21 protein-coding genes are annotated in these 26,671 nt (G+C 37.0%); 10 read left to right on the forward strand and 11 right to left on the reverse strand.

The window, feature by feature from the left end; translation table 11 throughout:
- Positions 1-237: 237 nt before the first annotated feature.
- Positions 238-2,067 (forward strand): sensor histidine kinase, encoded by a 1,830-nt coding sequence (locus MT390_RS03295; RefSeq protein ID WP_499439585.1) that lies wholly within the window; start codon positions 238-240, stop codon positions 2,065-2,067.
- A 52-nt stretch (positions 2,068-2,119) separates the two neighbouring features.
- The gene (locus MT390_RS03300; protein ID WP_499439587.1) at positions 2,120-3,451 is read left to right on the forward strand and encodes a sigma-54-dependent transcriptional regulator; all 1,332 of its coding nucleotides are present in this window, start codon (positions 2,120-2,122) and stop codon (positions 3,449-3,451) included.
- Between the two features lie 253 nt (positions 3,452-3,704).
- On the opposite strand, the gene MT390_RS03305 is transcribed toward MT390_RS03300, so the two are convergent.
- The 5 genes from MT390_RS03305 to yegD all read right to left on the reverse strand — a co-directional run bounded on the left by MT390_RS03305 (position 3,705) and on the right by yegD (position 10,064).
- On the reverse strand, positions 3,705-5,078 hold the full coding sequence (locus MT390_RS03305; protein WP_166371452.1) for a TRAP transporter large permease: 1,374 nt from the start codon (positions 5,076-5,078) through the stop codon (positions 3,705-3,707).
- Positions 5,078-5,791 (reverse strand): TRAP transporter small permease, encoded by a 714-nt coding sequence (locus MT390_RS03310; protein WP_166371450.1) that lies wholly within the window; start codon positions 5,789-5,791, stop codon positions 5,078-5,080. Before MT390_RS03310 ends, MT390_RS03305 begins: the two co-directional genes overlap by 1 nt.
- Positions 5,792-5,924: 133 nt before the next feature.
- On the reverse strand, positions 5,925-6,923 hold the full coding sequence (locus MT390_RS03315; protein ID WP_166371448.1) for a TRAP transporter substrate-binding protein: 999 nt from the start codon (positions 6,921-6,923) through the stop codon (positions 5,925-5,927).
- Positions 6,924-7,519: 596 nt separating this feature from the next.
- Positions 7,520-8,242 carry a PEP-CTERM sorting domain-containing protein gene (locus MT390_RS03320; protein WP_499439589.1) on the reverse strand — a complete coding sequence of 241 codons (723 nt, stop codon included), beginning with the start codon at positions 8,240-8,242 and terminating at the stop codon, positions 7,520-7,522.
- 484 nt (positions 8,243-8,726) lie between these two features.
- Positions 8,727-10,064, reverse strand: coding sequence for a molecular chaperone (gene yegD / locus MT390_RS03325; RefSeq protein ID WP_499439591.1), 1,338 nt, complete (start codon positions 10,062-10,064; stop codon positions 8,727-8,729).
- Positions 10,065-10,376: 312 nt separating this feature from the next.
- On the opposite strand from yegD, the gene MT390_RS03330 reads away from it, so the two are divergent.
- The 3 genes from MT390_RS03330 (at position 10,377) to MT390_RS03340 (ending at position 13,976) form a co-directional block, all read left to right on the forward strand.
- Complete coding sequence (locus tag MT390_RS03330) at positions 10,377-10,820, forward strand: RrF2 family transcriptional regulator (protein ID WP_166371442.1); 444 nt, start codon at positions 10,377-10,379, stop codon at positions 10,818-10,820.
- 91 nt (positions 10,821-10,911) lie between these two features.
- Positions 10,912-12,120 (forward strand): NnrS family protein, encoded by a 1,209-nt coding sequence (locus tag MT390_RS03335; protein ID WP_499439593.1) that lies wholly within the window; start codon positions 10,912-10,914, stop codon positions 12,118-12,120.
- Between the two features lie 953 nt (positions 12,121-13,073).
- Positions 13,074-13,976 carry an ATP-binding cassette domain-containing protein gene (locus MT390_RS03340; RefSeq protein WP_499439595.1) on the forward strand — a complete coding sequence of 301 codons (903 nt, stop codon included), beginning with the start codon at positions 13,074-13,076 and terminating at the stop codon, positions 13,974-13,976.
- A 131-nt stretch (positions 13,977-14,107) separates the two neighbouring features.
- On the opposite strand, the gene trhA is transcribed toward MT390_RS03340, so the two are convergent.
- A complete protein-coding gene (trhA, locus tag MT390_RS03345; RefSeq protein ID WP_166371434.1) occupies positions 14,108-14,734 on the reverse strand; it encodes a PAQR family membrane homeostasis protein TrhA in 627 nt (208 codons plus the stop codon).
- Between the two features lie 214 nt (positions 14,735-14,948).
- Between trhA and MT390_RS03350 the strand changes: the two genes are divergently transcribed.
- The 3 genes from MT390_RS03350 (at position 14,949) to MT390_RS03360 (ending at position 17,011) form a co-directional block, all read left to right on the forward strand.
- Entirely contained in the window at positions 14,949-15,878 is a 930-nt protein-coding gene (locus MT390_RS03350) for a M14 family metallopeptidase (protein ID WP_499439597.1), read from the forward strand.
- A gap of 210 nt (positions 15,879-16,088) precedes the next feature.
- A complete protein-coding gene (locus tag MT390_RS03355) occupies positions 16,089-16,541 on the forward strand; it encodes an Xre family toxin-antitoxin system antitoxin (RefSeq protein ID WP_166371430.1) in 453 nt (150 codons plus the stop codon).
- A complete protein-coding gene (locus MT390_RS03360; RefSeq protein ID WP_499439599.1) occupies positions 16,541-17,011 on the forward strand; it encodes an RES family NAD+ phosphorylase in 471 nt (156 codons plus the stop codon). The genes MT390_RS03355 and MT390_RS03360 overlap by 1 nt, the downstream gene beginning before the upstream one ends.
- A gap of 143 nt (positions 17,012-17,154) precedes the next feature.
- Here MT390_RS03360 and MT390_RS03365 read toward each other — a convergent pair whose 3' ends face one another.
- The 5 genes from MT390_RS03365 to MT390_RS03385 form a co-directional block, all read right to left on the reverse strand.
- Positions 17,155-17,772 (reverse strand): MarC family protein, encoded by a 618-nt coding sequence (locus MT390_RS03365; protein ID WP_499439601.1) that lies wholly within the window; start codon positions 17,770-17,772, stop codon positions 17,155-17,157.
- 360 nt (positions 17,773-18,132) lie between these two features.
- The gene (locus MT390_RS03370) at positions 18,133-18,954 is read right to left on the reverse strand and encodes a pseudouridine synthase (protein ID WP_499439603.1); all 822 of its coding nucleotides are present in this window, start codon (positions 18,952-18,954) and stop codon (positions 18,133-18,135) included.
- 144 nt (positions 18,955-19,098) lie between these two features.
- Positions 19,099-20,046, reverse strand: a complete 948-nt coding sequence (locus tag MT390_RS03375) for a PhzF family phenazine biosynthesis protein (RefSeq protein ID WP_499439605.1) — start codon at positions 20,044-20,046, stop codon at positions 19,099-19,101.
- 315 nt (positions 20,047-20,361) lie between these two features.
- Entirely contained in the window at positions 20,362-21,480 is a 1,119-nt protein-coding gene (gene gcvT / locus MT390_RS03380) for a glycine cleavage system aminomethyltransferase GcvT (protein WP_499439606.1), read from the reverse strand.
- Positions 21,481-21,675: 195 nt separating this feature from the next.
- Entirely contained in the window at positions 21,676-22,302 is a 627-nt protein-coding gene (locus MT390_RS03385) for a helix-turn-helix domain-containing protein (protein ID WP_166371418.1), read from the reverse strand.
- 389 nt (positions 22,303-22,691) lie between these two features.
- On the opposite strand from MT390_RS03385, the gene gcvH reads away from it, so the two are divergent.
- Together gcvH and gcvP are read left to right on the forward strand one after the other, a co-directional pair.
- On the forward strand, positions 22,692-23,069 hold the full coding sequence (gene gcvH / locus MT390_RS03390) for a glycine cleavage system protein GcvH (protein WP_299662120.1): 378 nt from the start codon (positions 22,692-22,694) through the stop codon (positions 23,067-23,069).
- A gap of 224 nt (positions 23,070-23,293) precedes the next feature.
- Positions 23,294-26,209 carry an aminomethyl-transferring glycine dehydrogenase gene (gene gcvP, locus MT390_RS03395; RefSeq protein WP_499439608.1) on the forward strand — a complete coding sequence of 972 codons (2,916 nt, stop codon included), beginning with the start codon at positions 23,294-23,296 and terminating at the stop codon, positions 26,207-26,209.
- Positions 26,210-26,671: the final 462 nt, after the last annotated feature.

Raw genomic sequence — 26,671 nt, forward strand, 5'->3', positions numbered from 1 at the left:
CTTTTTATGGAGTTTATACTGATATAAGCAATATTTTTAGTCCCTTAACTATAATGAAACACCTATAAATTAATTGGAAATAATCAGATAATATATTTGAATCAATATGTTAAATATAAAAATTTATATAAAAGGTGACCTTTTAAAGGATAAAGTTGCGGCCAATACCAAATAATCGATATCACTAACATGTTATTTTATTGCATATAAATGGATTAGGTTAAGCAGGGATTTTAAATGGCAGTATTGATCATGGATAGCCTCAGACGCAGAGTGACTTTGTTATGGCTATTTTTATATTGTTTAACCTTGTTAGTAAGCATCCACTGGCTATGGCAGTACAGTTATCAACAATTACAAATAACTAACCAACAACAGCTAGATAGATTCAGTCGTCATATCGATAGCCAACTCGGCCATTTTTCATTTATTCCTCAGCTATTGTCTCGCCAAGGTATTATTATTAACGCTTTAATGGCTTCTGATAATAGCGCGCAACTTGATTTAACTAATCGACACCTTAATACCATCAACACAATCGTCGGCGCTTCAGATACCTACCTATTAGATAAAGATGGCACTACCATTGCGGCGAGTAATTGGAATAAAAAAAGCACTTTTATAGGCAATAATTTTGCGTTTCGTCCCTACTATCAAGATGCTATTCAAGGCTCTCCTGGACGTTATTTCGCATTAGGGTCAACCTCAGGAAAACGTGGTTACTACTTTTCATATCCTGTTAATTATGCAGCTGAAACGATTGGTGTGGTAGTGATTAAGATGAACTTATCTTTGATAGAAAAAGATTGGGCAGGCAAAGAACAATCCTTTTTGGTGACCGACCTTAATAATGTGGTTTTTATCTCATCTGAAATCAAATGGCTTTACCACAGTTTATCTCCACTCTCAGAGCAGCAAAAAAATGATTTACGAGAAACACGTCGCTACCTTGAGCGTAAAATAGACTATGTACCAATTTCAGGGAATTTAAACACTAACGCCGACCTCCTAAAGTTAGATAATAAAAAATTAGATAATAAAAAGTGGCTACCTACTTATTACCTCTCATTAATTAAAGCCTTTGATGATGAACAATGGAATGTACGCGTGTTAGCGCCTATTACCCCAATCCTGTTCGATATCCTTTTGTTGTTCTTATTGATTACTTTACTGTATATGCTTTTATACCTGACCCTTATTTTAATTAAGCAAAAGCAAACTCGTCATCAGGAACAAGTGCTTGCTGAAATAAAGTCCAAACAAAAGTTAGAATTTACCGTAATGCAGCGTACTTCTGCATTACAAGCTGAAGTAGAGGAGCGACATAAGGCTGAAGCCGCATTAAGATCTACACAAAAAGAATTGATTCAATCTGCTAAGTTAGCCGTATTGGGACAATTGTCTGCCAGTATTAGCCATGAACTTAATAATCCCTTATCGGCTATTCGTACTTATGCTGAAAATGCAGTGCTTTTCCTAGATCGTGATAAGTTAGATCAAGTGAGTAATAACCTAAGCCGTATTACCCACTTAACGGAACGCATGGCAAAAATAAGTTCACAACTTAAATCTTTTGCGAGAAAGTCCAATGGAGAGTTAAAGATAATTGCTTTGCAACCGGTTATTCTCGCCGCCCATGAACTGTTAAAACCACAATTAAAAGCCAATAGAACAGAGCTAACAATGCATTTACCTAAACATTCCATTAAAGTAAAAGCAGAACCTATTCAGTTAGAACAAATTGTTGTTAACCTTCTCTCTAACGCTTTGCAATCGATGCAATACAGCGATCATAAATTGATTGAAATTGAATTAATTGTTGAATCCGATATTGCGAAGATTAAAGTATTAGATCAAGGGACTGGAATCGATGAAGCTCATCTCCCTCACCTTTTTGAACCCTTCTTTACCACCAAAGAAACAGGACTGGGCTTAGGTTTATCAATTTCTCAGCAAATCATCAATAATATGCAAGGTACATTAACGGCTAAAAATAGAGTATCCAGTGGTGCAGAGTTCTGTATCTCACTCCCCGTCAATAATAACAATATAAACACCAAACAATAATTAACACCGTCAGATTAAAGTAACAGAAGTAAATCAAGATTAAGGAAAATGAATGAGCACAGTATTTTTTATTGATGACGAAATAGATATGCGTCTAGCTAACCAACAAACGTTTGCTTTAGCCGATATAGAAGCAGAATTTTATGCAGATGCCGAGTCTGCATTAATTGCAATGAAAGAAACATTACCCTTGGTGGTGATATCGGATATCAGGTTACCCGGTATCTCTGGCTTACAATTATTAAATACCTTAAAACAACGCGATGCCGACTTACCGATCATCTTGATAACAGGGCACGGGGATATTTCTATGGCCGTTGAGGCGATTAGAAATGGTGCCTATGACTTTATCGAAAAACCCTTTGCATCGGATAGATTAATTGAACATACACGCAAAGCCTTAGAGAAACGTCAACTCACACTTGAAAATAGAGAATTAAAAAAAGCCTTACAAAATAAAGAAACATTAGGGCCACGGATCATCGGCAACACTCCCAGCATGCTCACACTCAAGCAAATGGTTAATCGCGTTGCAGATAGCCATGCAGATATATTACTCTATGGTGAAACAGGGACAGGTAAAGAATTAGTAGCTCGCTCCTTGCACGAACAAAGTCAACGTCGTTCCAATAACTTTGTTGCTGTCAACTGTGGTGCGGTACCAGAAAATTTGATTGAAAGTGAATTATACGGACATGAGAAAGGCGCATTTACTGGTGCAGATACACAACGAATAGGTAAATTTGAATATGCACAAGGCGGTACGCTATTCCTTGATGAAATTGAGTCAATGCCAATGCAGGCACAAGTGCGTTTGTTACGAGTATTGCAAGAACGCAGTCTAGAGCGTGTTGGTTCAAATAAAGCTATTGATTTGGATATTCGTATCATAGCGGCTACTAAAGTAAATTTAAAAGAAGCGCCCAACTTTAGACAAGATTTATACTATCGCCTGAATATGGTCACCCTTGATTTACCCCCGTTACGTCATCGCAAAGAAGACATCGCCAAATTGTTTCATCACTTTTTATTAATTGCGGCGGCGCGATATGGTAAAGCTGCTCCTGCGTTACCCGCAAATTCATTACAAGCGTTACTAAGTCATGACTGGCCAGGTAATGTGCGTGAATTACGAAATGCAGCAGAACGTTATATTTTATTAGGTTCCTTATCAGACTTAAATGATGTCAATAATGATGTTAACGCCGGATTAAGTTTAGCTGAGCAGGTAGAAGCCTTTGAAAAAACATTAATCGAACAAGCTTTAAGTATAACCAATGGCAGTATCAAAAATACAATGCATGCACTTAATTTACCGCGTAAAACGCTATACGATAAAATGCAAAAACATGAGATCGAAAAGCAAAATTTTAAAACAGAATAACGGTAACTGTTGACAATGATTAGCGAACTTTACTGGCGAGGAATATAAGTCATAAATAGGTAATTGAATTGGATCTCTTGTTCATAAAAGGTGTTATGTATAAAAAGGTCTGTGCATATAAGATGTTATGCATAAAAGCCTTGGCCATAAAAAAGGTGCTGATGTAAATAAACCACCAGCACCAACTAAAACTTTTTAACTTGTTATGTAGATTAGTGACTGTTTTATAACAGCCACTAATCTAGTTGACTCTCTACTTGGTGACGATTTCAGGTCCCATCATCATATTAGGTAACCAAGTTGAAACCCAAGGTACATAAGTCACAATCATTAAGAATAAGAACATCACCCCTACTAATGGTAACGAGGCTTTGACCACTTTCATCATGGACAGCTTGGCCACCCCTGCCGTTACAAAGAGATTCAAACCAACGGGAGGAGTTATCATCCCTATCTCCATATTTACCACCATCATGATGCCTAAGTGAATCGGGTCAATACCTAATGCAATCGCAATCGGGAACACTAAAGGTGCAACAATAATCAATAAGCCAGAAGGCTCCATAAACTGGCCGCCAATCAATAATAATAGATTAACGACAATTAGGAATTCTATTGGACCTAAACCAGCTGACAACATTGACTCTGTTATCATTTGTGGAATACGCTCTTCAGTTAATACATGTTTAAGAATTAACGCATTAGCAACAATGAACATCAACATGATGGTTAGTTTACCCGCATCATATAACGTCTTGCGCGTATCTTCATGGCAGAATACATGCATCGCTTTAAACCAATATGCTTTGGCTTTTTTCTCTGCTGGTTCCTTATCTGCTAATGGGCCCATATCCTTATAAACAAAGTTTGAAATAATAAAGGCATACACAGCGGCAACAGCAGCAGCTTCAGTCGGTGTAAAAATACCACCATAAATACCACCAAGGATAATAACAATCAGTAATAATCCCCAACCAGCATCTTTTGCAGAATTGAACACTTCGCCCCAACCAACAAAAGGTTGTGCAGGAATGTTCTTATAACGCGCATAAATATAAATGGCGATCATCAGCATTACTCCGGCTAACAGGCCAGGAATAACGCCACCTAAGAACATGCGACCAACGGATACATCGGTTGCAGCTGCATAAACAACCATAACTATTGAAGGTGGAATCAGAATACCTAACGTACCAGCATTACAAATAACCCCTGCAGCAAACTCTTTTGTGTAACCATTTTTGACCATACCAGCAATAACAATACCACCGATTGCCACTACCGTTGCGGGTGAAGATCCAGATAAAGCAGCAAACATCATACAAGCAACAACGGATGCCATGGCTAAACCACCACGTAATGACCCAACCAGTGCAATTGCAAATCGAATAATACGTTTAGCTACACCACCCGTCGCCATAAAGCTAGAAGCAAGAATGAAGAAAGGGATCGCCAATAAAGTATAATGACCAGTAAACGCATTAAGTAATGTTTGTGCGATAGACGCTAGTGATGCGTCAGAATGCACCATCAAAAAGACGATACTTGATGCACCTAACGAAATCGCAATAGGCACGCCGATGATCATCAATGCAATCACCATAATAAAAAGCATTAACATAGCCATTAGTTACTCTCCTTGTTAACATTCGCTTTTTCTGTTTTATTTTTTTTCTCATTGCTTTTGTTGGCAACGCTTTGCTTAATTTGATTGAGTTCAATATTGTCTTGTTCTTGATGAAACTCATCTAGTTGTTCTTCAGCTTCATGACTGGCAATCATACGGTCTAATTTATTAGTCATAATTAACCAAGTGATTTGCAAGAATCTGAACGTCATTAATGCCATACCTAAAGGCAATGCAAAGTAAGGAATAAATCGAGGTAGTCTTTCGTATCGCTCTCCTTCATTAAACCAACCTGAAAGAAACTGTAAGATGTCAGGCATTGGAATATCTTCCGTCTCATACCAAGCTCGGTCAGTAATAAAAGGCACCCAATAATTCCAAGAACCAATTAATAATGAAACAGAAAAGAATAAACAGAAGAATACAGAGACCAAGGCAAATGTCTTTCTTAAACCCTTTGGCGCAATATTGATAACAACATCAACACCAATGTGAAAATGTTTTTTAATGCCATAAGAGGCACCTACTAAGACCATCCAAGCAAACATAAATACAGTTAGCTCAAGTGCCCATAAAATATTGTCGTTAAATACGTAACGTACTACTACATTTGCAAAAGTTAGTAATGTCATTAACCCTAAAAATGCTGCGATTAGGGTTTCTTCCATATAATCAGTCATTTTGCCTATTCGGGTTAAAATTCCCTTTTCCATCTGCCTTACTCCTTTACCTTTAACTTACTGTGCTTTTTATTATTTTTATTAACTTAAGTTATATTGTTAACCTGTACTGTTAATTAAGGCACTGCCTACCTAACAATGGTAAACAGTGCTTAAACAGTTAATATTATTGGTTAGCGGCTTGAGCAGCTTCAAGTAAGTCACTACCGATATCTTTTTCAAACTTTTTCCAAACAGGTTTAAGAGCAGTAACCCATTCACCACGTTGCTCAGGTGTTAGAGTACGTACTACGCCACCGGCTTTGATGATATTTTGTTTATTAGCTTCATTCACCATAGTTGACTCAGCATTTCTCACTTCAGTCACTTCTTTTAAAATGGTGCCTAACTGAGTACGAATATCGTCAGGTAGGTTGTCCCACCAATCGCCAGATGTCACAACTAAGTAGTCTAAAATACCGTGATTCGTTTCTGTAACGCCATCTTGAACTTCAAAGAATTTTTTACCGTAAGTGTTAGACCACGTATTTTCCTGACCATCGATAACTTTAGTTTGCAAACCACCGTAAACTTCTTTAAAAGACATTTTTTGAGGATTCGCACCTAGTTGTTCAAATTGTGCCACTAACACATCAGAAGCTTGTACACGGAACTTAAGCCCTTTAGCATCACTTGGTAATAACAAAGGTTTATTCGCCGACATTTGTTTCATACCGTTATGCCAAAACTCTAAGCCTTTAAGGCCACGACGATTCATCGCATTTTTTAACTTATCGCCCGCTTCAGAGTTCTGAAATCTATCAACAGCAGCAACATCGTCGAATAAAAACGGCAAATCAAAGAGTCGATATTTCTTAGTGATTTTTTCAAACTTAGATAAAGAAGGAGCGGCTAATTGTACATCTCCATTTAACAGCGCTTCTAATACTTGGTTATCATCGTAAAGTGTTGAGTTAGGGAAAACTTGCATACAAGCTTTACCATTCATTTCTGCATTCACTCGTTGCTCTAATAATGAAGCAGCTACGCCCTTAGGATGCTTGTCAGAGTTAGTAACATGACTAAACTTGATCACCATTTCTCCTTCATCACAATTAGCATAAGCATTAACACTACTTAAAAGTGCAGCACTACATAGAGAAATAACGGTTAATTTTTTAAACATTTTGAGCTCCTATATCCATATTGGTACGCAACAATGCGCTGTTTTTAAAATATGTAAAACGACTGAGTCATTACATAAAGCATATATAGCAAGTGCCGAGCCAATGTTACCAATTTGTTGCAAACTCAGTGATAGCAAGCGATGTATGTTAAAGAAGTGTTTCTTAAAAGGTTTAATAAAAAACAAATGGGCGGGATCCTACCCATTATAATTTGCTATATGTGTCAGTAACCGCCCTTTTAAATATCTAACTTACTCGTAGCCAATGTTATGCACAATATTATGTAATTATAGAAGACGCTGGGCGCACCAATTTTAGTGTTGAAAGAGTAATAATATTGAGGGGTATAGGACAGGCAAGCTTTAGCTAGATACAGGTTAAATTTGTATTAGTATTATAAAAAAGGTTTATAAGAGAAAGGTCTAATAACAGAAAGGTTCTGTGTTAAAAGAGTGGCATTAAATAGCAAAAACAAAAAAGGTCACCTGAGTGACCTTTTGTTATTAATATTATACCTTGTACTTCATAGTTTGTAGATACAAGATTCTAATGTCTGATTTAGCTTAGTTTTTAATTAGTTTTAAGTTTATTTAGCTTATTTAGTTTTACGGCGCGACACACCAGCAAATCCTAATAACGCCAAACCTAAAACAGCAAAAGTAGAGGGTTCAGGGATAGCAGTCGCCGTAAAATCAAGGTTACTAATCGCTCCTGAACCGTTAAGATGTATCTCAACAGAGTAAACGTCAGCAATATCAAAGATTAAACGGTCCCAAGTATTATCTCCACCCGTTCCGAGTGTATTAAATTGACCAGGGTTAATTTCAACACCATTTAAACCATATAAGTGGATAGCATTATTTTGTGTCGCTTCTTCTTTTTCAGTATCAAAAAAATCTAAGCTGTTTAGTGTCACACTATTTTCAAAATCAATACTAAAAAAACCACTTGGACGCTTTCCTTCATCATCTGGATTAGCACAAGAAGTTGCATTACAAGACGCTTCATTTTCATGAATGATTAATACATTTCCCGGGTTAGCGATGCCCAAATTAAGTTGGTTAATTTGATTAACATTAATAAATGGAGATTGTAAATCAGGATCTAGCGTATTAAGTAGTGATGTATCAAACGCTACAGCTACATTATCTGTATTTCTGGCGACGTTAGTACCGTTAAAAGTCACGCCATATTGGGCGCTATACTGACTATTAACAATGTCTCCGTTGCTTAAATCATCAAATGTAATCGTCGTTGCCGATGCAAGTGGCATCATGGCAGCAGAAAGGGTTAGTGCAATCCAGTGCGTTAATTTCATAGTTATTCCTTAACTTTTAAATTATTTATTTACTTATTTCTTTAAGTATTTATTTTCGTTGAACTGTAGTTACAAATTTATAACAATACTTATTGCTTTATTTACTGCTTCACTAATTACATTAATGAATTCGTTAACAAGCAATCAACCTTATATAATATTTGATTTTCAATTCGAATTTTTACTATTGGATAGTAACAAAAATTAACAGTCATTAATTAATGTAAATAATATAAATATACTAATTAAGTATAAGAAAACTACCTAAAAGGTATACATTAAGACAATGTATTTAATATTGACGTTGATCATTCAAAGAAAAAGTATCACTTAATAAAATAGTAACTAAACTGCACCGTATTAAAATCGGGTGAAGTTTAGCAAATAAATAGTAAATGCTCAGAGTTAAGCTATTTATGCTTAGCTCAATAGGAAAAGCGGGATTTAGTCGTTTAAATGAGCATTTTTCAACGAACAAATAGGCTTAAATAGCAACGCTCTGACTAGTTCCAGAAAATAAACGTTTTGCTTTTAATAGTGCACCAAATACAACTGAGCTAAATGCATCAGCGACAGAAATATCCACATCAGGGAAACGCTGTGTGAGTGCTTGTTGAACTAAAGGAGATAACCCCATGCCACCCGTTAAATAGATTATTTCAGGTGTTTTTTGTGCTTGTTTTATTGTGTCATCAATCATCACAAACATTTTATCAAGCCAATTATCCATAGTTTCAGCAACTTGTTCGCGCTCTATATCTAAATGCAATGTACTCTCAATAAACGATAATGATAATTGTGTTTGTTGTTTATCACTCAGTTTTATTTTAGACAACTCTATTGCATGCATTAATTGATGCGTCAGTCGTTGTTTTTGTACTCGTTGCAAGCGCATTAAAGGCAATGGGTCTTGGCTTTGATAAATATATTCAGCGATTGATTTGCTTCGTGTTGGTGAGTAAAAGTCACTCATCAATGGAATATTATCAATGTCATAAACCCCAGAGAACAACATATTAGGGATCGCTTTTCCATTATCAGTGCGTCCACCTCGTCCAAATAGAGGCGAAACAATGCCACTAGCTAATAATTTATCGCAAACAATTCCACCTTGGCGAATACCTTGTGTTGAATGAATATCTTCGTCACGATCTAGTTTTTCAGCATTTTCCTGACTTAATAAACAGAAGGTAACATCGGATGTACCGCCGCCGAGATCCACCACCATCGCTTGTGTAGGCTTCTGTATTTTCTGTTCAAAGTGATAAGCAGCAGCCAAAGGTTCATGAATAAATTCAACTTCTACAAATCCGACTTTATTTGCGGCACGCAACATTAAAGCTTCGGCTTGCTTATTGCCTAACTCGCCCATGGTGGAGTGATAATTCACAGGACGCGCAATGACAACTTTATTAATACTTATATCGAGTTGTTTCTCTGCGCATTTTTTTAAATAGGAAAGAAATCGTACCACTAAAGTTTCAAAGCTATCTAGTAAACGTTTCGGTATCTTAGCCCCTAAGAAGTTCTTCGGGCTATTCACATAACGCCCTTCATGCGGAGTTTGTAAAAAAGCATTAAAGCCCTGCTCCCCAAATAAAATTTCGCCCGCAGCTAACATTTCGTTGAGTGTTTGTTCATTTGCTTTAGCATCATGGCTATCAGCGCCAGACTCATCATGTGCAAGATAAATAGCAGAACGTATTTTGTAAGGATTGTCACTGTTTTCATCGACAACGATCAAGGTAGGTTGATCGTTAACAAGTGCGGCTACGGCACAATTACTTGTCCCAAAATCAATTCCAATAAAATCAGATGGCATTATATTTCCTAGTCATGCAAAAAATGAAAAGACGCGATTCTACAGTAGGCAATTATAAATTTATACCCGTTATCTGTTCATATTCAGGTCAATAAAAGCAGCACACTCCTACTTGCTTATTTTTTCATCTTGATTAGCAACAAATTAATATTCAAATATCAAATGAGTTAATTTAATAGTACTTGTTTACACCTATCTAATTAAAAATGACTCCCTAAAATTTTTCTTTTAAAACGTTTCATGAAAATAAATATTTACAGTAAGACTTAAAGATGTAAAATAAATACATCTTTAAGTCTTATAGGTTTTTATATGCATATTACGCGTTATACCGACTATTCATTACGTGTCTTGATTTATCTAGCAATCCATCAAGAGCAATTAGCGACCATTAGCGAAATAGCCAACAGCTACGGTATTTCAAAAAACCATTTGATGAAAATTGTGCAACAACTTAATCAACAGGGTTATTTATTAGCAACGCGTGGAAAAAATGGCGGCATAAAATTAAATCGCCCTGCTGAGCAAATCAACATTGGGCAATTAGTACGTGAAATAGAAGACAAAAATAAACTAGTGGAGTGTTTTGGGACTGACAACCAATGTGTGATAACACCAAGTTGCCAATTGAAAAATATTTTTGCAGAAGCACAAGAGAACTTTTTTTCTACCTTAGATGCTTATACATTGAGTGACCTTGTAGGACCAAAACAACAAGGAAAGTTAGCTGATCTGTTAGCAATTAAAGTTATCTAAGACTATTTAAAGCTGTCTAGCGAGTTTGAAAAGTTATTAACTCTCAATCAATAAATTACAATTAACAAGAAAATACTAACGGTGATATACCATGATTAAAATAACAGATCCAAATGATAATAGCCGTGCGGCTAATCAACCCATTGCTTTTCTGGAATTTGCATTTCGTCCTTTATTTTTATTTGCAGCCATATTTAGCATGATCAGCTTACTTGTTTGGAATGGAATATTAACCGGTAATCTAAACATTAGGTTATTTGGAGGTAGTCTTTGGTGGCATATGCATGAAATGTTATTTGCCTTCGCGACCACGGTTATTGTTGGGTTCCTGTTAACCGCAGTGCAAAATTGGAGTGGTGTACGCAGTTTGCATGGTAAAGGGTTAGGTGCTCTAGTCATTTTATGGTTATTAGCGCGTATTGCATTCTTTTTCCCAGATCAATTACCGCACACATTAATTATTACCCTAGATGCCTTATTTTTACCATTATCTGCCTTAGCTTTAGCGATACCTATCGTTAAAACGAAATTGTGGCGGAATTTAATGTTTATTCCTATTTTACTGATCATGGCCATTACTAACCTGATCACACATTACAGTGCCATCACTAACAATCCAATACTGATGGGACAGGCTGCTACCTTTATGGTGTTATTAATTACCTTAGTGATGTGTATTATGGGCGGTAGAGTCTTCCCTATGTTCACTGCCAATGGAACAAAAACCCCGCGTGTAGATGCACTGCCCTTATTGGAAAAATTATCACTGATTAGCATACTAATTACCATTTTCGTTGCTGCATTAGCAACATCAACATTGATTGATGTCCCTGGTCTATTGGTTGCAGTGTTATTTATTACCACCAGCGTCATACATGCAATACGTGTATTCCGTTGGAAGTTTTCAGTGACCTTATCAACTCCCTTAGTATGGTCACTCCATATTAGTTATTGGTGTATCGTGATTGGACTCTTAATGTTTGGTTTATCACAAATCACCTACCTAGTTAGTCATTCTCAAGCTATCCATACGCTTACTATCGGCGCAATGGCAACAATGATTTTGAGCATGATCTCTCGCGTTTCGCTAGGTCATACGGGACGAATAATCGCAGTTGGAAAAACCATGAGTATCGCATTTATCGCGATCATATTAGCCTTTGTAGTACGCGTATTTGGACTGTACTTTATTGCCAACTATAGCCACGTGCTATCACTTACCGTGGCTTTATGGATAGTTGGTTTTGGCTGTTTTGTTGTCATTTACACACCTATTCTATTGCGCCCTAAAGCACGTTAGATCAGGACTTATAAGGTAAGAAGCACACCTTAAGTTGTTTCAACTAAATAAAATTTAAACAAACTGGAGATAAAATATGAGTTGTTGTGGTGGATGTGGCGGTTCGGGTCATGAAGAAGATAAAAAGAAACAAGAAGAACAACAAGAAAAGCAAGATAAAGAATAACTACTATCATTTTTAGCGTTATTTTCTTATTAAAAATCTGCTAAGCATAATGTTGTCAATATGTGTTTAGCTGGTTTTATCTCACTCTATTCTCTTCAATTTTTGTATTCTCAAGCTCATGTTTACTCACCTCATAACAGAACACTAAATCACTTCTAATGAAAAGCTGAGTTTGAATTGTCCTCACAATAGTTTTAATTGTCTTCACAGTAGCTTTAATCGTTTTCAAAGTAGTTTTAATAGCCTTCACTCTGTTTTTGATGGTATTTACTCATCACCGCGACGACTAATTCAACTTTACTAGCACCTTCTCAGTGCGATTAATCAATGTTTTTCTTTTTTGGTGCAATTACTCGGTAATAAAACCAGTAATGATGCTTATAAAAAACAGCAAGTAATTGATAATAATTACATTTCTACTCTTGGCACCTATCCTGCTATATCCAATCTGCTATAACGAAATAACATAATGCGTTAAATAGCCAATAACGAATGTAGATAATACGGACATTAATAATCAAGTCTAAATTACCCGTTGGTATTAAAAAAATAACAATGAATATTAAAAAAATACAAATGGATATTTATACTTGGTTAGACAGCTAATCACCTTAGCGACTGCATACCGATTAATGAAGATAGTGAATAAATTGTAAGGGCTCAATGGTAAGACATTAAGCAACATCCATACAATGACATTTACATATTAAATAATAACGACGTTTATAAAGCCTTGAGCATTAAAGTATATTAATACGCGTTGTTTGGTCAAATTAAGGAGGAATTCATGAGCATTTTAAATAATATCGATAACGTCACAAACCATAATAATAACAATAACGCTATCAACAACACTGATACAACCTTCAGCAGTCCGAGTTATTCATCTACCAAATTAGCAAACCTTACAATAAAAAAAGGTGAATTTATATCACTAATAGGCCACTCAGATTGTGATTCATCGATATTAAACACCCTAATTAAACATGGCTCGATAACGAGTTACAACCCATTATTAATAGATAACAAAACTTACAACCCTGATTACGATATGACATTTGAAACAGCTTTTGTTCCTAGTACAAAGCTTCCGGTAATACTTGATCAACAATCTTTATTACCTTGGTTAACCGCTTATCAGAATGTTGAATTAGCCGTTGAACAAGTATTTGCCAATTCCATGAAAAAATCAGAGAAAAAACAATGGATAAAATACAACTTTACTGTGGTGAGAATGCAGCATGCCATGCATAAACGTCCAAATGAACTGTCTGAGGAGATGAAACAACGCGTTGCAATTGCACATGCATTGTCTATGCAACCTAAAGTCTTAATAATGAATGAGCCTTTTTCATGTTTAGATGCGATAACCAAAGCCGATATGCAGAATGCTTTAATGGATATACATAAAACAGTTAATAACTCGATGATATTGATTACTCAGGATATTGATCAAGCATTATTATTATCTGATAAAATCATAGTCATCTCGGACGAACAAAGTGCATCCATTGGTGAATCAGTGATAGTGGACTTACCACGCCCTCGCGAACGAATGAGTTTATCTGAAAATGTACACTTTAAACGCCTTAAGTCTGAGTTGTTAGATTTCTTATATCAGAAAAAATACAAGCTAAACTCTGTACGTCACAAAGTCATTAATACAAGCAATCAATCAATGACTGCTTGATGGTTATTTAAGCACAGATTAAGCTTCCGATACCCGTAGATCACTTTGCATGTCAGTTTCCTTTACGTGCGGATTTCAAAGGCGATCTACTTTTTCTTAAGACGATCTAAACGGACTTAAGGTGAATACAACTACCTGACGTACAAAGCAATAGATATGAAATGGCTGAATGAGCCCATTAAAACAAACAAGTGCCAGATACCATGCGCGTGTTTTAACTTATCAAAGTCATCCAATACATAAAACACAATACCCACTGTATAAGCTATCCCCCCTACCGTTAACCAAGTAATGCCAGGCCCTGGAATAGCATTTTGCAAACTACTGTATTTAAAAACACATATCCATCCCATGGCTAAATAGATAATGATTTGCAACCACTCTATACGTTTCACAATCAATACATCAATGACCAAACCAATGACAGCAAGTCCCCAGACTAACCCTAACATCAACATGCCTCCATCACCTTCTAAAGAGAGCAACATATAAGGTGTGTAGGTACCTGCAATTAGCAGATAAATTGAAACATGGTCTAACTCTTGGAATATTTTTTTTAGCTTAACGCTTTGTAAACTATGGTACAGAGTAGACATGGTATAAAGCATAATTAAGGTTAACCCAAATACAACATAACTCACCACTATGCGCCAATGCGCTTGTTCAAAAGCGATGGTTAACAAGGACCCGAAACCGACTAATGCTAATATAGCCCCAACAAGGTGAGTGATACTGTTTAACTTTTCTCCATAGTACATAAATACGGTTCCTTGCTGAATAAAATTTCAATAATAACAACAGCAACAACAGTTAAGTCTCTCAATAATAAGGGTATAATCTCTGAACTTACTCATTGAATTCAAGATTGCTGTACTATTGTTTGTATTATCAGTTGTACTATCAAGAGAACAGACAAATATATTGCTAGCAAATTCAGTTTACTCTGTTTTTAAGCATCTAAGAGGAAAATACATGTCACCAAATACATTCTACCCGATCGGACAAGCAGGAGTTGCTTGGTCTGTTAATGAAAAACAGCAATGGGCAAATAGTTGTGTAAAATCTCGTTCTTATCAACAACAAGTTGTCACTTTATTAAAGCAATTCTCCACTGACTTTGAACTTGTGCAATACGGTGCATTAACAATTGATCCTGACAGTTATCCTTTGTATGCACTCACTAATAAACAATGGCATAACAACAAGCCAATTATTTTAGTGACGGGAGGAGTACATGGTTATGAAACCAGTGGTGTTCATGGTGCGATACAATTTTTACAAAGCATTGCGAGCGACTATACCGACCATTTTAATATCGTGGTGTTACCCTGTGTCAGCCCATGGGGTTACGAACACATTGTTCGCTGGAACCCCTACGCAATCGATCCTAATCGTTCGTTTGTAAGCAATAGCCCAAGTGAAGAAGCCAGTAATGCCATGCAATATATTGCACAGTTACAGGGTGAAATACTGCTCCACATTGATTTGCATGAAACAACAGATTCAGATGAAAGTGAATTTAGACCCGCTTTAGCAGCGCGAGATGGTGAAGATTATATAGCCGGTACCATTCCCGATGGTTTTTATTTAGTCGGCGATTCAGCTAACAAACAAATTGATTTTCAAGCGGCCATTATTGAAGCTGTTAAACAAGTAACACATATTGCACCTGCCGACGAGCAAGGTGAGATCATAGGTTCTAAAGCCGAAGCTGAAGGTGTTATCTATTATCCTGTTAAACAATTAGGATTATGTGGTGGTATCACGAATGCCCGATATACAACCACCACTGAAGTTTACCCTGACAGTGAGAAAGCAACTGCTCAAGATTGTAATAACGCTCAAGTAGCCGCAATAAAAGCTGCTTTAGACTTTGTACTTACATCTGTTAACAATACTTAAATTAAATGCTGATAGAAAATAGCAGAGCAGGCTGAAGATAATATTGAACCTATGATGGGTTATTGGTTCAATATTTTAACGCAAACAGCCATACAAAATTTAGTGTTTACCTAGTTTGCTTACAGCGAATAAAGTTTAATTATTGAACAGTTGAAAGTATGGCTCATTTGAACCATAATGATAGGACCATATGGTCTAAAGGAGGTTTTTATGGCAATGGCTGAATTGAAAAGTTTCAAACCCAAACAAACCTATAAGAAAAATTTTTGGTTTACGCTTGGTATTGAAGATGCGAATACAGTGCGTACTGACGCAGTGCATAAAGGCTTTAAACCCAAAGTTTATAGAAACATTATCAAGCGAACTAATTTATCTCAAAACGAGTTCCATCACGTCACGCATATTCCACTTAGCACCATAAAACGTAGATTAAAAAATGACGAGCGTTTCAACACACAAGAAAGTGATGCGATGTATAGACTGGCGATGCTAATAAAGTTAGCAACCGACTTGTTCAATGATGAAGATCGCGCACTGCAATGGATGCGAGAAAGTGTTTATGGGCTAGGAGGAAAAAGACCCTTAGATATGGTATCAACAACCGTTGATTTTGAAATAGTAAAAGATCTTATTGGTCGAGTTGAACACGGCGTATTCTCTTAATGAAAATGTACCGGCTTACTCAAAAAAGACACGCCGAGACACCTTTTAACCCAACCGGCGCAAAGTTATTTGGAGGCAGGTGGAATTCAAAAGGAACAGAGGCGCTGTATTTTTCTGAATCAGAATCACTATGTTCCCTTGAAGTATTTGTTCATGTTAATAACGAACCCAGCATGATAGAGCAATATAATTTATACCTTATTGACATGCCAGATGAGTTGATAGCCAAATTAGACCATGAAGATTTACCTACAACATGGCGAGCCATACCTGCCAGTGAAAGTACGCAGGAAATTGGCGATCAGTTTCTAAATGATCCCGAACCTGAATATGCCGCATTACAAGTTCCCTCAACTATATCCCCAAGGGATAAGAACTACGTTATCAATCCGAATCACCCTAAAATACAAGAAGTGCTAGAAGATTACGAACAATTAGACTTTTCATTTGACCCAAGAATATTTAAGTGACGTATCCCCGTATGACTAATAAAAAACCGTATGACTAATAACAACCCGACGACTTATAAAATAATGGCAAGCGCCCTCTCCAGTTAAACAGACAAAGCACTTGAGCAGATAATTACTCGAGCCATATTCATATGGGTGAATATCTAATTAATAGTAGTAATAACTTCCGTTATTCCAACAATCAACATTTGCATACCTATCACAGCAAGAATTAATCCCATTAATCGAGTGACAATGCTAAGCCCGCTTTTCCCAATAACGCTTAAAATACGAGAGCTGAAAATAAAGCACAAAAAAGTAATTATACATAACACGGCAAAGACGGACATAGTCAATAATATGCCAGTTAATCCACCTGATGAAGAGTAATTCATTGCGGTTGCAATAGTGCCAGGTCCAGCGAGTAGAGGAACCGCTAAAGGTGATACAGCTATATCAGCTTCATCATTGTTTTCGGCTGAATGCAGTTTGGAACCATGTCCATTAAGCATATGATACCCGACAAGAAAGACTAAAATACCCCCTGTTATTCTCAATGCAGAAATAGTAATACCGAATAAGTGAAAAATTGCTTTTCCAAGTAAAGCAAAAGATAAAATCACAATAAAAGTGATAATAAGTGCCTTAGCTGCAATTTTGATTTGTTCAGCTTTTGGCTTATCGCCCGCCAAACCTGCAAAAGCAGCAGTATTAGCGATGGGGTTCATGATGGCAAAAAATCCTAAAAATACCGTGATTGCTTGTGTATATAAATCATTCATTTAATGATGATCCTTTAATAAACTATGTAAATATCAATGTGACGCCCAACGAGAACACTAACTCTAAAAAAGCTTTATCATCAAGTTAACTAACTCATAAATGACTAAAACAATGAGTTAATTGACTCATAAAACAACCATTTAACAGCACAAATAACCCATGATACGACTATTTTATCTGATTTATAACGTACCTAAGACACAAAAACGCAGTTAAGAATACAAGCATCGAGGCTGAAAGTTATAATAACTGAGGATAACTGAAATTATCTTCCATTCTAGAAGTATCAAAAAAACTTAAGTGTTAAAAGTAGAGTGAAGTATGACAAGTCCGAGATGGTTTAACAATTATTTGTACTTTTATTGTTTTAAGCTTCCATTATTTTGAACGTCTGCTGTTTTTAAATTATAGTACTGTGATTTATTAAATGACTGTATTTCGAAATCAGTTAAATTACGCCACTTACCCACTGCAACATCCAATGTCACACCACCAATTTGTTCACGATGTAATGATTGAACACGATTACCAATCACAGCAAACATTCGTTTAACTTGATGAAACTTACCTTCGGTAAGGGTCAGTAAAACTTCACGTTCGCTAATGATCTGTAATGAAGCAGGTAACGTTAGTTGCTTTTCGCCTTGTAGCTGAATTCCCTGTTCAAATTGAACGATTGCTTGCTGCGTGATTGGTCGGGACAACTCGACGCGATAGACTTTTTTACAACCATTATTTGGCAAGGTGATATTAAAAGTCCACCGTCCATCATCGGTGATCAATATTAATCCCGTTGTATCTGCATCTAAACGCCCAGCAATATGTAATTCCGATAGTTGTTCAACCTGAGCATCATTATAAATACCTGAACCTGAGACATTATCAAAGCCGGTAATATTGTTAGGGTCAGTAACATTTTTAAGTAATAAATTAAGCGCAGAGGGATAGCATTCATCGACATTAGAACAAATAGTCTTGGCGGGTTTGTGCATTAATAAATAGCGAAAAGGACGCAGTGTTAAGACTTCGCCGTGAAATTTAATAGTATTGTTCTCATGTACTTGTGTTGCAACTTTCTTTATCACTACATCATTTACTGTGATATCGCCGGATTCGATGAATGCTAAAGCTTGGAGTTTTGTTAATCGTGTACTTTTACAAATAAATTTATCTAAACGCATTACGTTACCGAATTAAATAGTTAGGCATGAAGGTTTATGAAGACAGAATGATCAGCTAAATATTTAAATACATAAACCTAGCTTGGAAAATATCTAGCTTAACGCATGAGTGCTAGCAAACTCTAACATTCAGTGAACGCAGAATTAAACAGATATTTTACCTTGAAGGTATAGTACAGCATGGCCAGATACGCATACACGTTGATTTTTTAGTTCACAGATTAATACACCTCCGCGTGCAGATGCTTGGAATGCATGAAGCTTATTTTTATTTAATACTTTAGCCCAGTAAGGGGCTAACCCTGCATGTATAGAACCCGTTACAGGATCTTCATCCCCTCCATTAGCAGGCCAAAAATATCGAGATACAAAATCATAATGCGTTGCAAGGTAAGCTGGATTGTCAGTGACATGAGTATTTAAATCAATATCTACGCCTTGAACACTCGCTTGAGCAATAGATACAGCAATGTTTTCGGTGTGATTTTTACTTTTACCTTCAATAACATTATTAATATCAACATCAGAGAGCCTTGACGCATCACTTGCTGTCACCACTAAGTCATAGGGGGCGAGTGTTTTTAATAAATGTGCTTGGTAAGTAACATTAAGTACATCTTGCACACTATTAAAAATAGCAAAATAGGCTTGTCTATTTTTCAACACTTGCAGCGGTTTGATAGATAAACCATCAAGTAACGCAGGTGGTACCTCATTAACTTGTTCTGGATTTTGATTAGGAAAATCCATTTCAATACGATTATCATTTAATTGATTAACGGTTAATGAGCCAACTTCTAAGGTTGTAAATTCAATCTCACCTTTCACATCATAATGGTTATAAAGAACGAATGAAGAAGCTAAGGTTGCATGCCCGCAGAAGTCAATTTCAGTAAGTGGAGAAAACCAACGTATTGCAAATTTATTAAGGGTAATTTTTTTGATAAAAGCGGTTTCTGAAAGGTTATTTTCATAGGCAATATTTTGCATTAATTCATCTGAGATCCAAGAATGCAAAGGAACAACCGCAGCGGAATTACCTCTAAACTGAGTATCCGTAAAGGCATCTACCACAAATATAGACAATTCCATTTATTCCCCTTTTATGCGCATCCATTAACTACATTTTTTGACAGTATTTTTTACAAAAATGAAAGCATGCTGAATTGAAAGGTAAAAATGCCCAATCATTAAATTAAGCATCATTCATAATTAAAGTAACATTCATAATTAAAGTAACGTTACTTTGGTTCATATTTAAATCAGAACATGAAAGTTAAGTGATCATTGTTAATAAATTTTCTTATAACAATGATCACTAACTCAGTTGTTAAACCAACTCTATCAAGAATTTGAACAGCTATTTAACGGAATTGATATTAACACTCTAATGATAAGTGCTTAGCTTTATCCGCGATAGTAACTCTGTGCAATAAACGGCATTTTTTCTACTTTCATGGCTAATTTTTTGCCACGAACCTCAGCAAAGACTTCGGTGCCTATAGCAGCATATTCAATAGCTACATACCCCATCGCCACAGGCATCCCTTTCGACGGACCAAAGGTGCCACTCGTTACTACACCAATTTCGTTATTATCAGCATCGAATAGTTGAGCACCTTCACGAACAGGCGCTTTAGAAATGCCAATTAAACCAATACGTTTACGTGAAACATTCTTAGTGGCGATTTGTTCAAGAATGATATCACTACCAATAAATCCGCCCGCACGAATACCATCTGCACGGCGCGCTTTACTCACTCCCCATAATAAACTCGCTTCCACAGGCGTTGTTGTTTCGTCTAAATCATGACCGTACAAACATAAACCACACTCTAAACGTAATGAATCACGAGCACCTAAACCGATCCATTCCACGGCTTCATCTGATAACAACTCACGCGCTAACTGTTCGGCTTGTGCTGCAGGTACCGATATTTCAAATCCATCTTCGCCTGTGTAACCAGATCGGCTCACATAACATTCAACGCCAACTAGCTGTACTTTCTCTGCATCCATAAACACCATGTCATTAACACTTGGGTTTAAAACAGCTAAAACTTCTACTGCCTTTGGTCCTTGAAGTGCGAGTAAGGCTCTATCTTCGATAATTTCTAACTCAACATCAGCAGGTAAATTTGCTTTCAAATGCGCAATATCTTGTGTTTTACAAGCGGCATTAACTACAACAAATAAATGGTCGTCAAAATTAGTGACCATTAAATCGTCGCTAATTCCACCTTGTTCATTGGTAAAAAAAGCATAACGCTGTTTACCCGCGGGTAAATCTATAATATCAACGGGTACCAAAGCTTCTATCGCTGCGGCCGCGTTAGCACCTTTTAAACGTAATTGGCCCATATGGGAAACATCAAATAAACCCGCCGCTTGGCGACAATGTAAATGCTCTTTTTTTACACCTAATGCGTATTGCACTGGCATATCATAACCAGCAAAAGGCACCATTTTTGCCCCCATTTCAATATGTAAAGCATGAAGAGGTGTAACTAATAATTGTTCTGACATTGTTTGTACTCCAAAGGCTGTGATTTATTAAACGTCATTTACGTTTAGCTAGTAAATAATAGTGATTACAAGGTCGTACTTTTAAGGTAGTACTTTTGTGATTCTGCTTTTAAGGTTTTAAATTTAAGGCTTTCACTTTAAGGTGTAGCTTTTCAAATTAAGAGTCATAGACTCGTATGCTCTCTGTGAAATACGTTAAGAAGCCGTAACCCATAGAATGCTTGCATCCTCTTCACTCACCGAGATCAACATGTGTCCCATATTGGCATCGTAATAAACAGAATCGCCTTCACTTAAATTAACCGGTTCATAGTATTCAGAGAAAAAAGTAATTTCTCCGCTTAATACTAATAAAAACTCTTCTCCATCGTGGCGTATCCAATCGGCATAAGCATCAAAGCTACGTGCGCGGATCAGCGATTTAAAAGGCATCATTTTTTTATTGGTTAATTGTGTTGCTAATAACTCATGTTCATAGGTAGAAGTAGGATGAGGTTTTCCTAACTCGTTACGCGTAATATCACGTCGACCAGTTGTACTGACTTGTTTCGGCGCAGCAAACAGTTGTGGAATATCAATTTGTAAACCACTAGTCAGTTTTTGCATCGCTTGAAACGTCGGTGATATTTGTTCATTCTCAATTTTGGATAACGTCGAACGCGCTAAGCCGGTTTTTTGACTTGCTTCTTCCAACGTTAAACCTAAAGTTCGGCGGATCTGTTTTAAGCGTTCACCCAATTTAATCGGTGCAATCTTCTGTTCATGCTGATCGCTGGTAATGGTCATTGATGGATAAATATCTTGTTGTTGCTGATCAGTCATTACTACTCTCCTATTAATAAACACTATATTAACGAACCAAAATAAAAGCGCACCATAAAATAAAGATCTACATCACACTCCTGAAATAATGTTTCCTTTTGGAAACTTTTGCTCAACTTTGAGAGAATAATTCCTTATAATAATCTCCACTTGTTATTGCTTTGTTAACACTACGCACTATAAAGCCTATAGATTCAGTGCAGTTTGATGTTAATTAATTGTGTTCACACACAGTGAAACAATTCCCTTATCGGAAACTTTAAAGGTGATTAACGCGAATTTTGGCTAAATAGAATGTTAATAAGGTAATAGAAATAGATTTTATGAGTGTTATGCTGAGTGAGCGTAACACTCAGTCTCGATATCATTTACTAGCGAAGGATTTAACTATGGAAAGTGCATTAAAGTTCACAGAGTCACACGAATGGGTATTAGACAACGGTGACGGTACCGTTACTATGGGGATTTCAAACCAAGCACAACAATTATTAGGTGATGTGGTATTTGTTGATTTACCTGATGTAGGCGATGCAACTGAAGCAGGAGAAGCTTTCTCTTTAGTTGAATCAGTTAAAGCCGCTTCTGACCTTTATGCACCTGTTACTGGTGAAGTTGTTGAAATCAATGAAGAACTAGAAGGTAGCCCAGAATTAATTAACGAATCACCTTATTCTGCGGGTTGGATAGTTAAAATTAAACTAGATGACGCAAGTGAGCTTGATAACTTGATGTCTAGTGAAGATTATCACGCAGCAAACGAAGAATAAGCAATTTACTTTTGTATAACTTTGTTTAGTTAATTTATTTACTTAGTTAATTTAACTTAGCTTTTATATGAAGTTAGAACAAAGGTTCAATAATATCTGGGGCGACTTCATAGGAAATCGCCTTTCTTTTATAAGTTCTTCAAGCTCGTTCTGAGCTGACTGACTTATCAAGACAAAAACATACGACACACACTTTTCTGTAACTGCGACTGTTTAGGATGAATATGACTGCTCATACATTACTCGATTTATTAAGTGACCAACAAGAATTTGCAACGCGTCACAACGGCCCTAACCCTGCACAACAACAAATCATGTTAGATACCATTGGTGCAACCAACTTAGATCAATTAATTAACCAGACTGTACCCGCTGCTATTCGCCTTCCAGAAAAGTTAAATCTCGCTGAACCACAAAGTGAGTCTGATATGTTGGCGTCGTTAAAAACTATTGCTGAAAAGAACGTAGTTAACCGTAGCTTTATTGGCCAAGGTTATTACAACACATTCACGCCAAACGTTATTCTACGTAACGTCTTAGAAAATCCAGGTTGGTACACTGCTTATACGCCTTATCAGCCAGAAATCTCACAGGGTCGTTTAGAGTCTTTATTAAACTATCAGCAAGCGGTGATGGATTTAACGGCGATGGATTTAGCCAATGCGTCGTTATTAGATGAAGCAACTGCAGCTGCAGAATCAATGACATTGTGTAAGCGTGCGAGTAAAAGCAAAAGTAACGCCTTCTTTGTGTGTAATGAACTACACCCACAAACAGTTGATGTGATTCGTACACGTGCAGAATATATCGGCATTGATATCATTACCGGTACGGCCCAAGAATTAGATAACCACGATGTATTTGGCGGTATTTTACAATATCCAAACACCACTGGTCATGTCATTGACCTAACAGACATCATTGAACAGGCACATTCTAAAAAGACCTTAGTCGCTGTTGCATCAGACCTACTAGCATTAACGCTATTAAAAGCGCCGGGTGAAATGGGCGCAGATGTTGTTATTGGTAGTGCACAACGTTTTGGTGTACCAATGGGTTTTGGTGGTCCGCACGCAGGATTCATGGCAACACGTGATAAATTCAAACGTACTATGCCAGGTCGTGTTATTGGTGTATCAAAAGACAGCAAAGGCAAACCTGCATTACGCATGGCTATGCAAACACGTGAACAACATATTCGTCGTGAAAAAGCCACTTCCAACATTTGTACTGCACAGGCACTATTAGCCAATATGGCTGCATTCTATGCGTTATATCATGGTCCAGAAGGTCTACTAAAAATCGGTCGCCGTGTACATCATTACACCGCTATTTTAGCAGCCGGTTTACAGAGTGAAGGCATTGAATTAGCCAACCAAACTTTCTTTGATACCTTAACGCTTAATACTAATGAACACAGTAAAGCAATTTACCATCGTGCTCTTGCTGAAGGCATGAACCTTCGTAAAATCCCTAATCCCGATAAAACAGCACCAGACAATATGCCAGTGCAGTTGGGTATCAGTTTAGATGAAACTACAAAAGCAAAAGACGTAGAAGATCTATTATTGGCGATCACAGGTAAAGCACTTGAAGTAAGCGAGTTCAGTGACAACATCGCAAAAGATGAATTCGCAGCGATACCAGAATCTTGTCGTCGTACTAGCAAATACTTAACACATCCAGTATTTACTGCACACCAAAGTGAAACGCAAATGATGCGTTACATGAAAAAACTAGAAAACAAAGATTACTCACTAACTCACGGTATGATCCCGCTTGGTAGCTGTACCATGAAGTTAAATGCTGCCGCTGAAATGTTACCAGTGACTTGGCCTGAGTTTGGCCAAATGCACCCTTTTGCACCAACAGAGCAAAGCTTTGGTTACCAAGAGTTAGCAGAAAAACTATCAACCATGTTATGTGAGATCACTGGTTACGATGGTATGTCATTACAACCTAACTCAGGCGCACAAGGTGAATACGCAGGCTTGATCGCCATTCAACGTTATCACCAACATAACGGTGATGCACACCGTAACGTTTGTTTAATTCCAAGTTCAGCACACGGCACAAACCCTGCCTCTGCGGCAATGGTATCAATGAAAGTCATCGTGGTGGGTTGTGACAAGTTAGGTAATATCGACCATGCCGATTTAAAAGAAAAAATCGACAAACATCGTGATAACTTATCTTGCATCATGATCACTTACCCTTCTACACACGGTGTTTATGAAGAATCTATTCAAGAAGTTTGTGAATGGGTGCATGAAGCTGGTGGTCAAGTTTACCTTGATGGGGCAAACATGAATGCACAGGTAGGTTTAACGACACCGGGCTTTATCGGCTCCGATGTATCACACCTTAATCTACACAAAACATTCTGTATTCCACACGGTGGCGGCGGTCCAGGTATGGGACCAATCGGCGTTAAAGCGCATTTGATCCCTTTCCTACCGGGACACATCGAAGTAACAGAATCTGCAGATAACAAACATTACGCGGTTTCTGCAGCAGAGCTAGGTTCAGCATCTATTTTACCAATCTCATATGCTTACATTGCGATGATGGGTGAACAAGGTTTAACAGAAGCAACTAAGTTGGCTATCTTAAATGCTAACTATGTAATGGAACGTCTTCGCCCACACTACCCTGTCTTATTCCTTGGTAAAGAAGGCCGTGTTGCGCACGAATGTATTATCGACATTCGTCCAATTGAAGCGACATCGGGCATTTCAGGTGAAGATATTGCTAAGCGTTTAATGGATTACGGTTTCCACGCGCCGACTATGTCATTCCCTGTAGCTGGTACGCTAATGATTGAACCAACGGAATCTGAAAACCTAACTGAGTTAGATAGATTCTGTGATGCAATGATCGCAATCCGTCATGAAATTAGCCAAGTAGAGTCAGGCGAATTCACGTTAGAGGATAACCCTCTAGTGAATGCACCGCATACACAGGTTGACCTAATGGATACAGAATGGGCTCACGTTTACTCACGTGAAGTTGCCTGTTTCCCAACTGAATTTAGCAAAGGCGCTAAATACTGGCCAACGGTAAACCGTGTAGATAACGTGTTTGGTGACAGAAACTTAATCTGTTCATGCCCAAGTATTGAAAGCTATATGGAAGATTAGTGTTTAATGGTTTTACTTGGGGTTTGTCTAGGTTCAAGTCTTAGGCAAACTTAGTAATCATCGTTAAATAAACTAAAAAAGCGAACCCTTTATATAAAAGTGGTTCGCTTTTTTATATCTTCCACTACAGCTAATAAAACGCTGTTAAGACGACGCGCTTTATCACAAACGTGATTAACTTATTAAACACTGCACTGTTAAAAAACTTTACCCTCCACTACCATCATTTTATGCTCAGCAATAATAAAAGGTGTATCTTCGTCTATTAAATTAACTAAATACTCATTTGGATTTTAAAGCCCAACAACGTAGATGATTTCGACTTTAGTCTTTATCACTTACTTCAATCTAATATCTAAATGAGCAATCGTCATAACACTCTTAATACTTTTACAAATCGTTCCTACTATATTGAAATTGTAAACTTAAAATGATATCAGAGGAATTATGCTTAACTATGAT

It is taken from the genome of Vibrio sp. 2-Bac 85, assembly GCF_037546705.1.
GTDB lineage: Bacteria > Pseudomonadota > Gammaproteobacteria > Enterobacterales > Psychromonadaceae > Psychromonas.

Coding starts and splice junctions, on each gene's coding strand:
- gcvP (WP_499439608.1), top strand. CDS start 23,294: ATGACTGCTCATACATTACTCGATTTATTAAGTGACCAACAAGAATTT.
- MT390_RS03360 (WP_499439599.1), top strand. CDS start 16,541: ATGAAAATGTACCGGCTTACTCAAAAAAGACACGCCGAGACACCTTTT.
- yegD (WP_499439591.1), bottom strand. CDS start 10,064: ATGCCATCTGATTTTATTGGAATTGATTTTGGGACAAGTAATTGTGCC.
- MT390_RS03350 (WP_499439597.1), top strand. CDS start 14,949: ATGTCACCAAATACATTCTACCCGATCGGACAAGCAGGAGTTGCTTGG.
- MT390_RS03355 (WP_166371430.1), top strand. CDS start 16,089: ATGGCAATGGCTGAATTGAAAAGTTTCAAACCCAAACAAACCTATAAG.
- MT390_RS03305 (WP_166371452.1), bottom strand. CDS start 5,078: ATGGCTATGTTAATGCTTTTTATTATGGTGATTGCATTGATGATCATC.
- gcvH (WP_299662120.1), top strand. CDS start 22,692: ATGGAAAGTGCATTAAAGTTCACAGAGTCACACGAATGGGTATTAGAC.
- MT390_RS03310 (WP_166371450.1), bottom strand. CDS start 5,791: ATGGAAAAGGGAATTTTAACCCGAATAGGCAAAATGACTGATTATATG.
- MT390_RS03295 (WP_499439585.1), top strand. CDS start 238: ATGGCAGTATTGATCATGGATAGCCTCAGACGCAGAGTGACTTTGTTA.
- MT390_RS03385 (WP_166371418.1), bottom strand. CDS start 22,302: ATGACTGATCAGCAACAACAAGATATTTATCCATCAATGACCATTACC.
- trhA (WP_166371434.1), bottom strand. CDS start 14,734: ATGTACTATGGAGAAAAGTTAAACAGTATCACTCACCTTGTTGGGGCT.
- MT390_RS03335 (WP_499439593.1), top strand. CDS start 10,912: ATGATTAAAATAACAGATCCAAATGATAATAGCCGTGCGGCTAATCAA.
- MT390_RS03315 (WP_166371448.1), bottom strand. CDS start 6,923: ATGTTTAAAAAATTAACCGTTATTTCTCTATGTAGTGCTGCACTTTTA.
- MT390_RS03370 (WP_499439603.1), bottom strand. CDS start 18,954: ATGCGTTTAGATAAATTTATTTGTAAAAGTACACGATTAACAAAACTC.
- gcvT (WP_499439606.1), bottom strand. CDS start 21,480: ATGTCAGAACAATTATTAGTTACACCTCTTCATGCTTTACATATTGAA.
- MT390_RS03320 (WP_499439589.1), bottom strand. CDS start 8,242: ATGAAATTAACGCACTGGATTGCACTAACCCTTTCTGCTGCCATGATG.
- MT390_RS03365 (WP_499439601.1), bottom strand. CDS start 17,772: ATGAATGATTTATATACACAAGCAATCACGGTATTTTTAGGATTTTTT.
- MT390_RS03375 (WP_499439605.1), bottom strand. CDS start 20,046: ATGGAATTGTCTATATTTGTGGTAGATGCCTTTACGGATACTCAGTTT.
- MT390_RS03300 (WP_499439587.1), top strand. CDS start 2,120: ATGAGCACAGTATTTTTTATTGATGACGAAATAGATATGCGTCTAGCT.
- MT390_RS03340 (WP_499439595.1), top strand. CDS start 13,074: ATGAGCATTTTAAATAATATCGATAACGTCACAAACCATAATAATAAC.
- MT390_RS03330 (WP_166371442.1), top strand. CDS start 10,377: ATGCATATTACGCGTTATACCGACTATTCATTACGTGTCTTGATTTAT.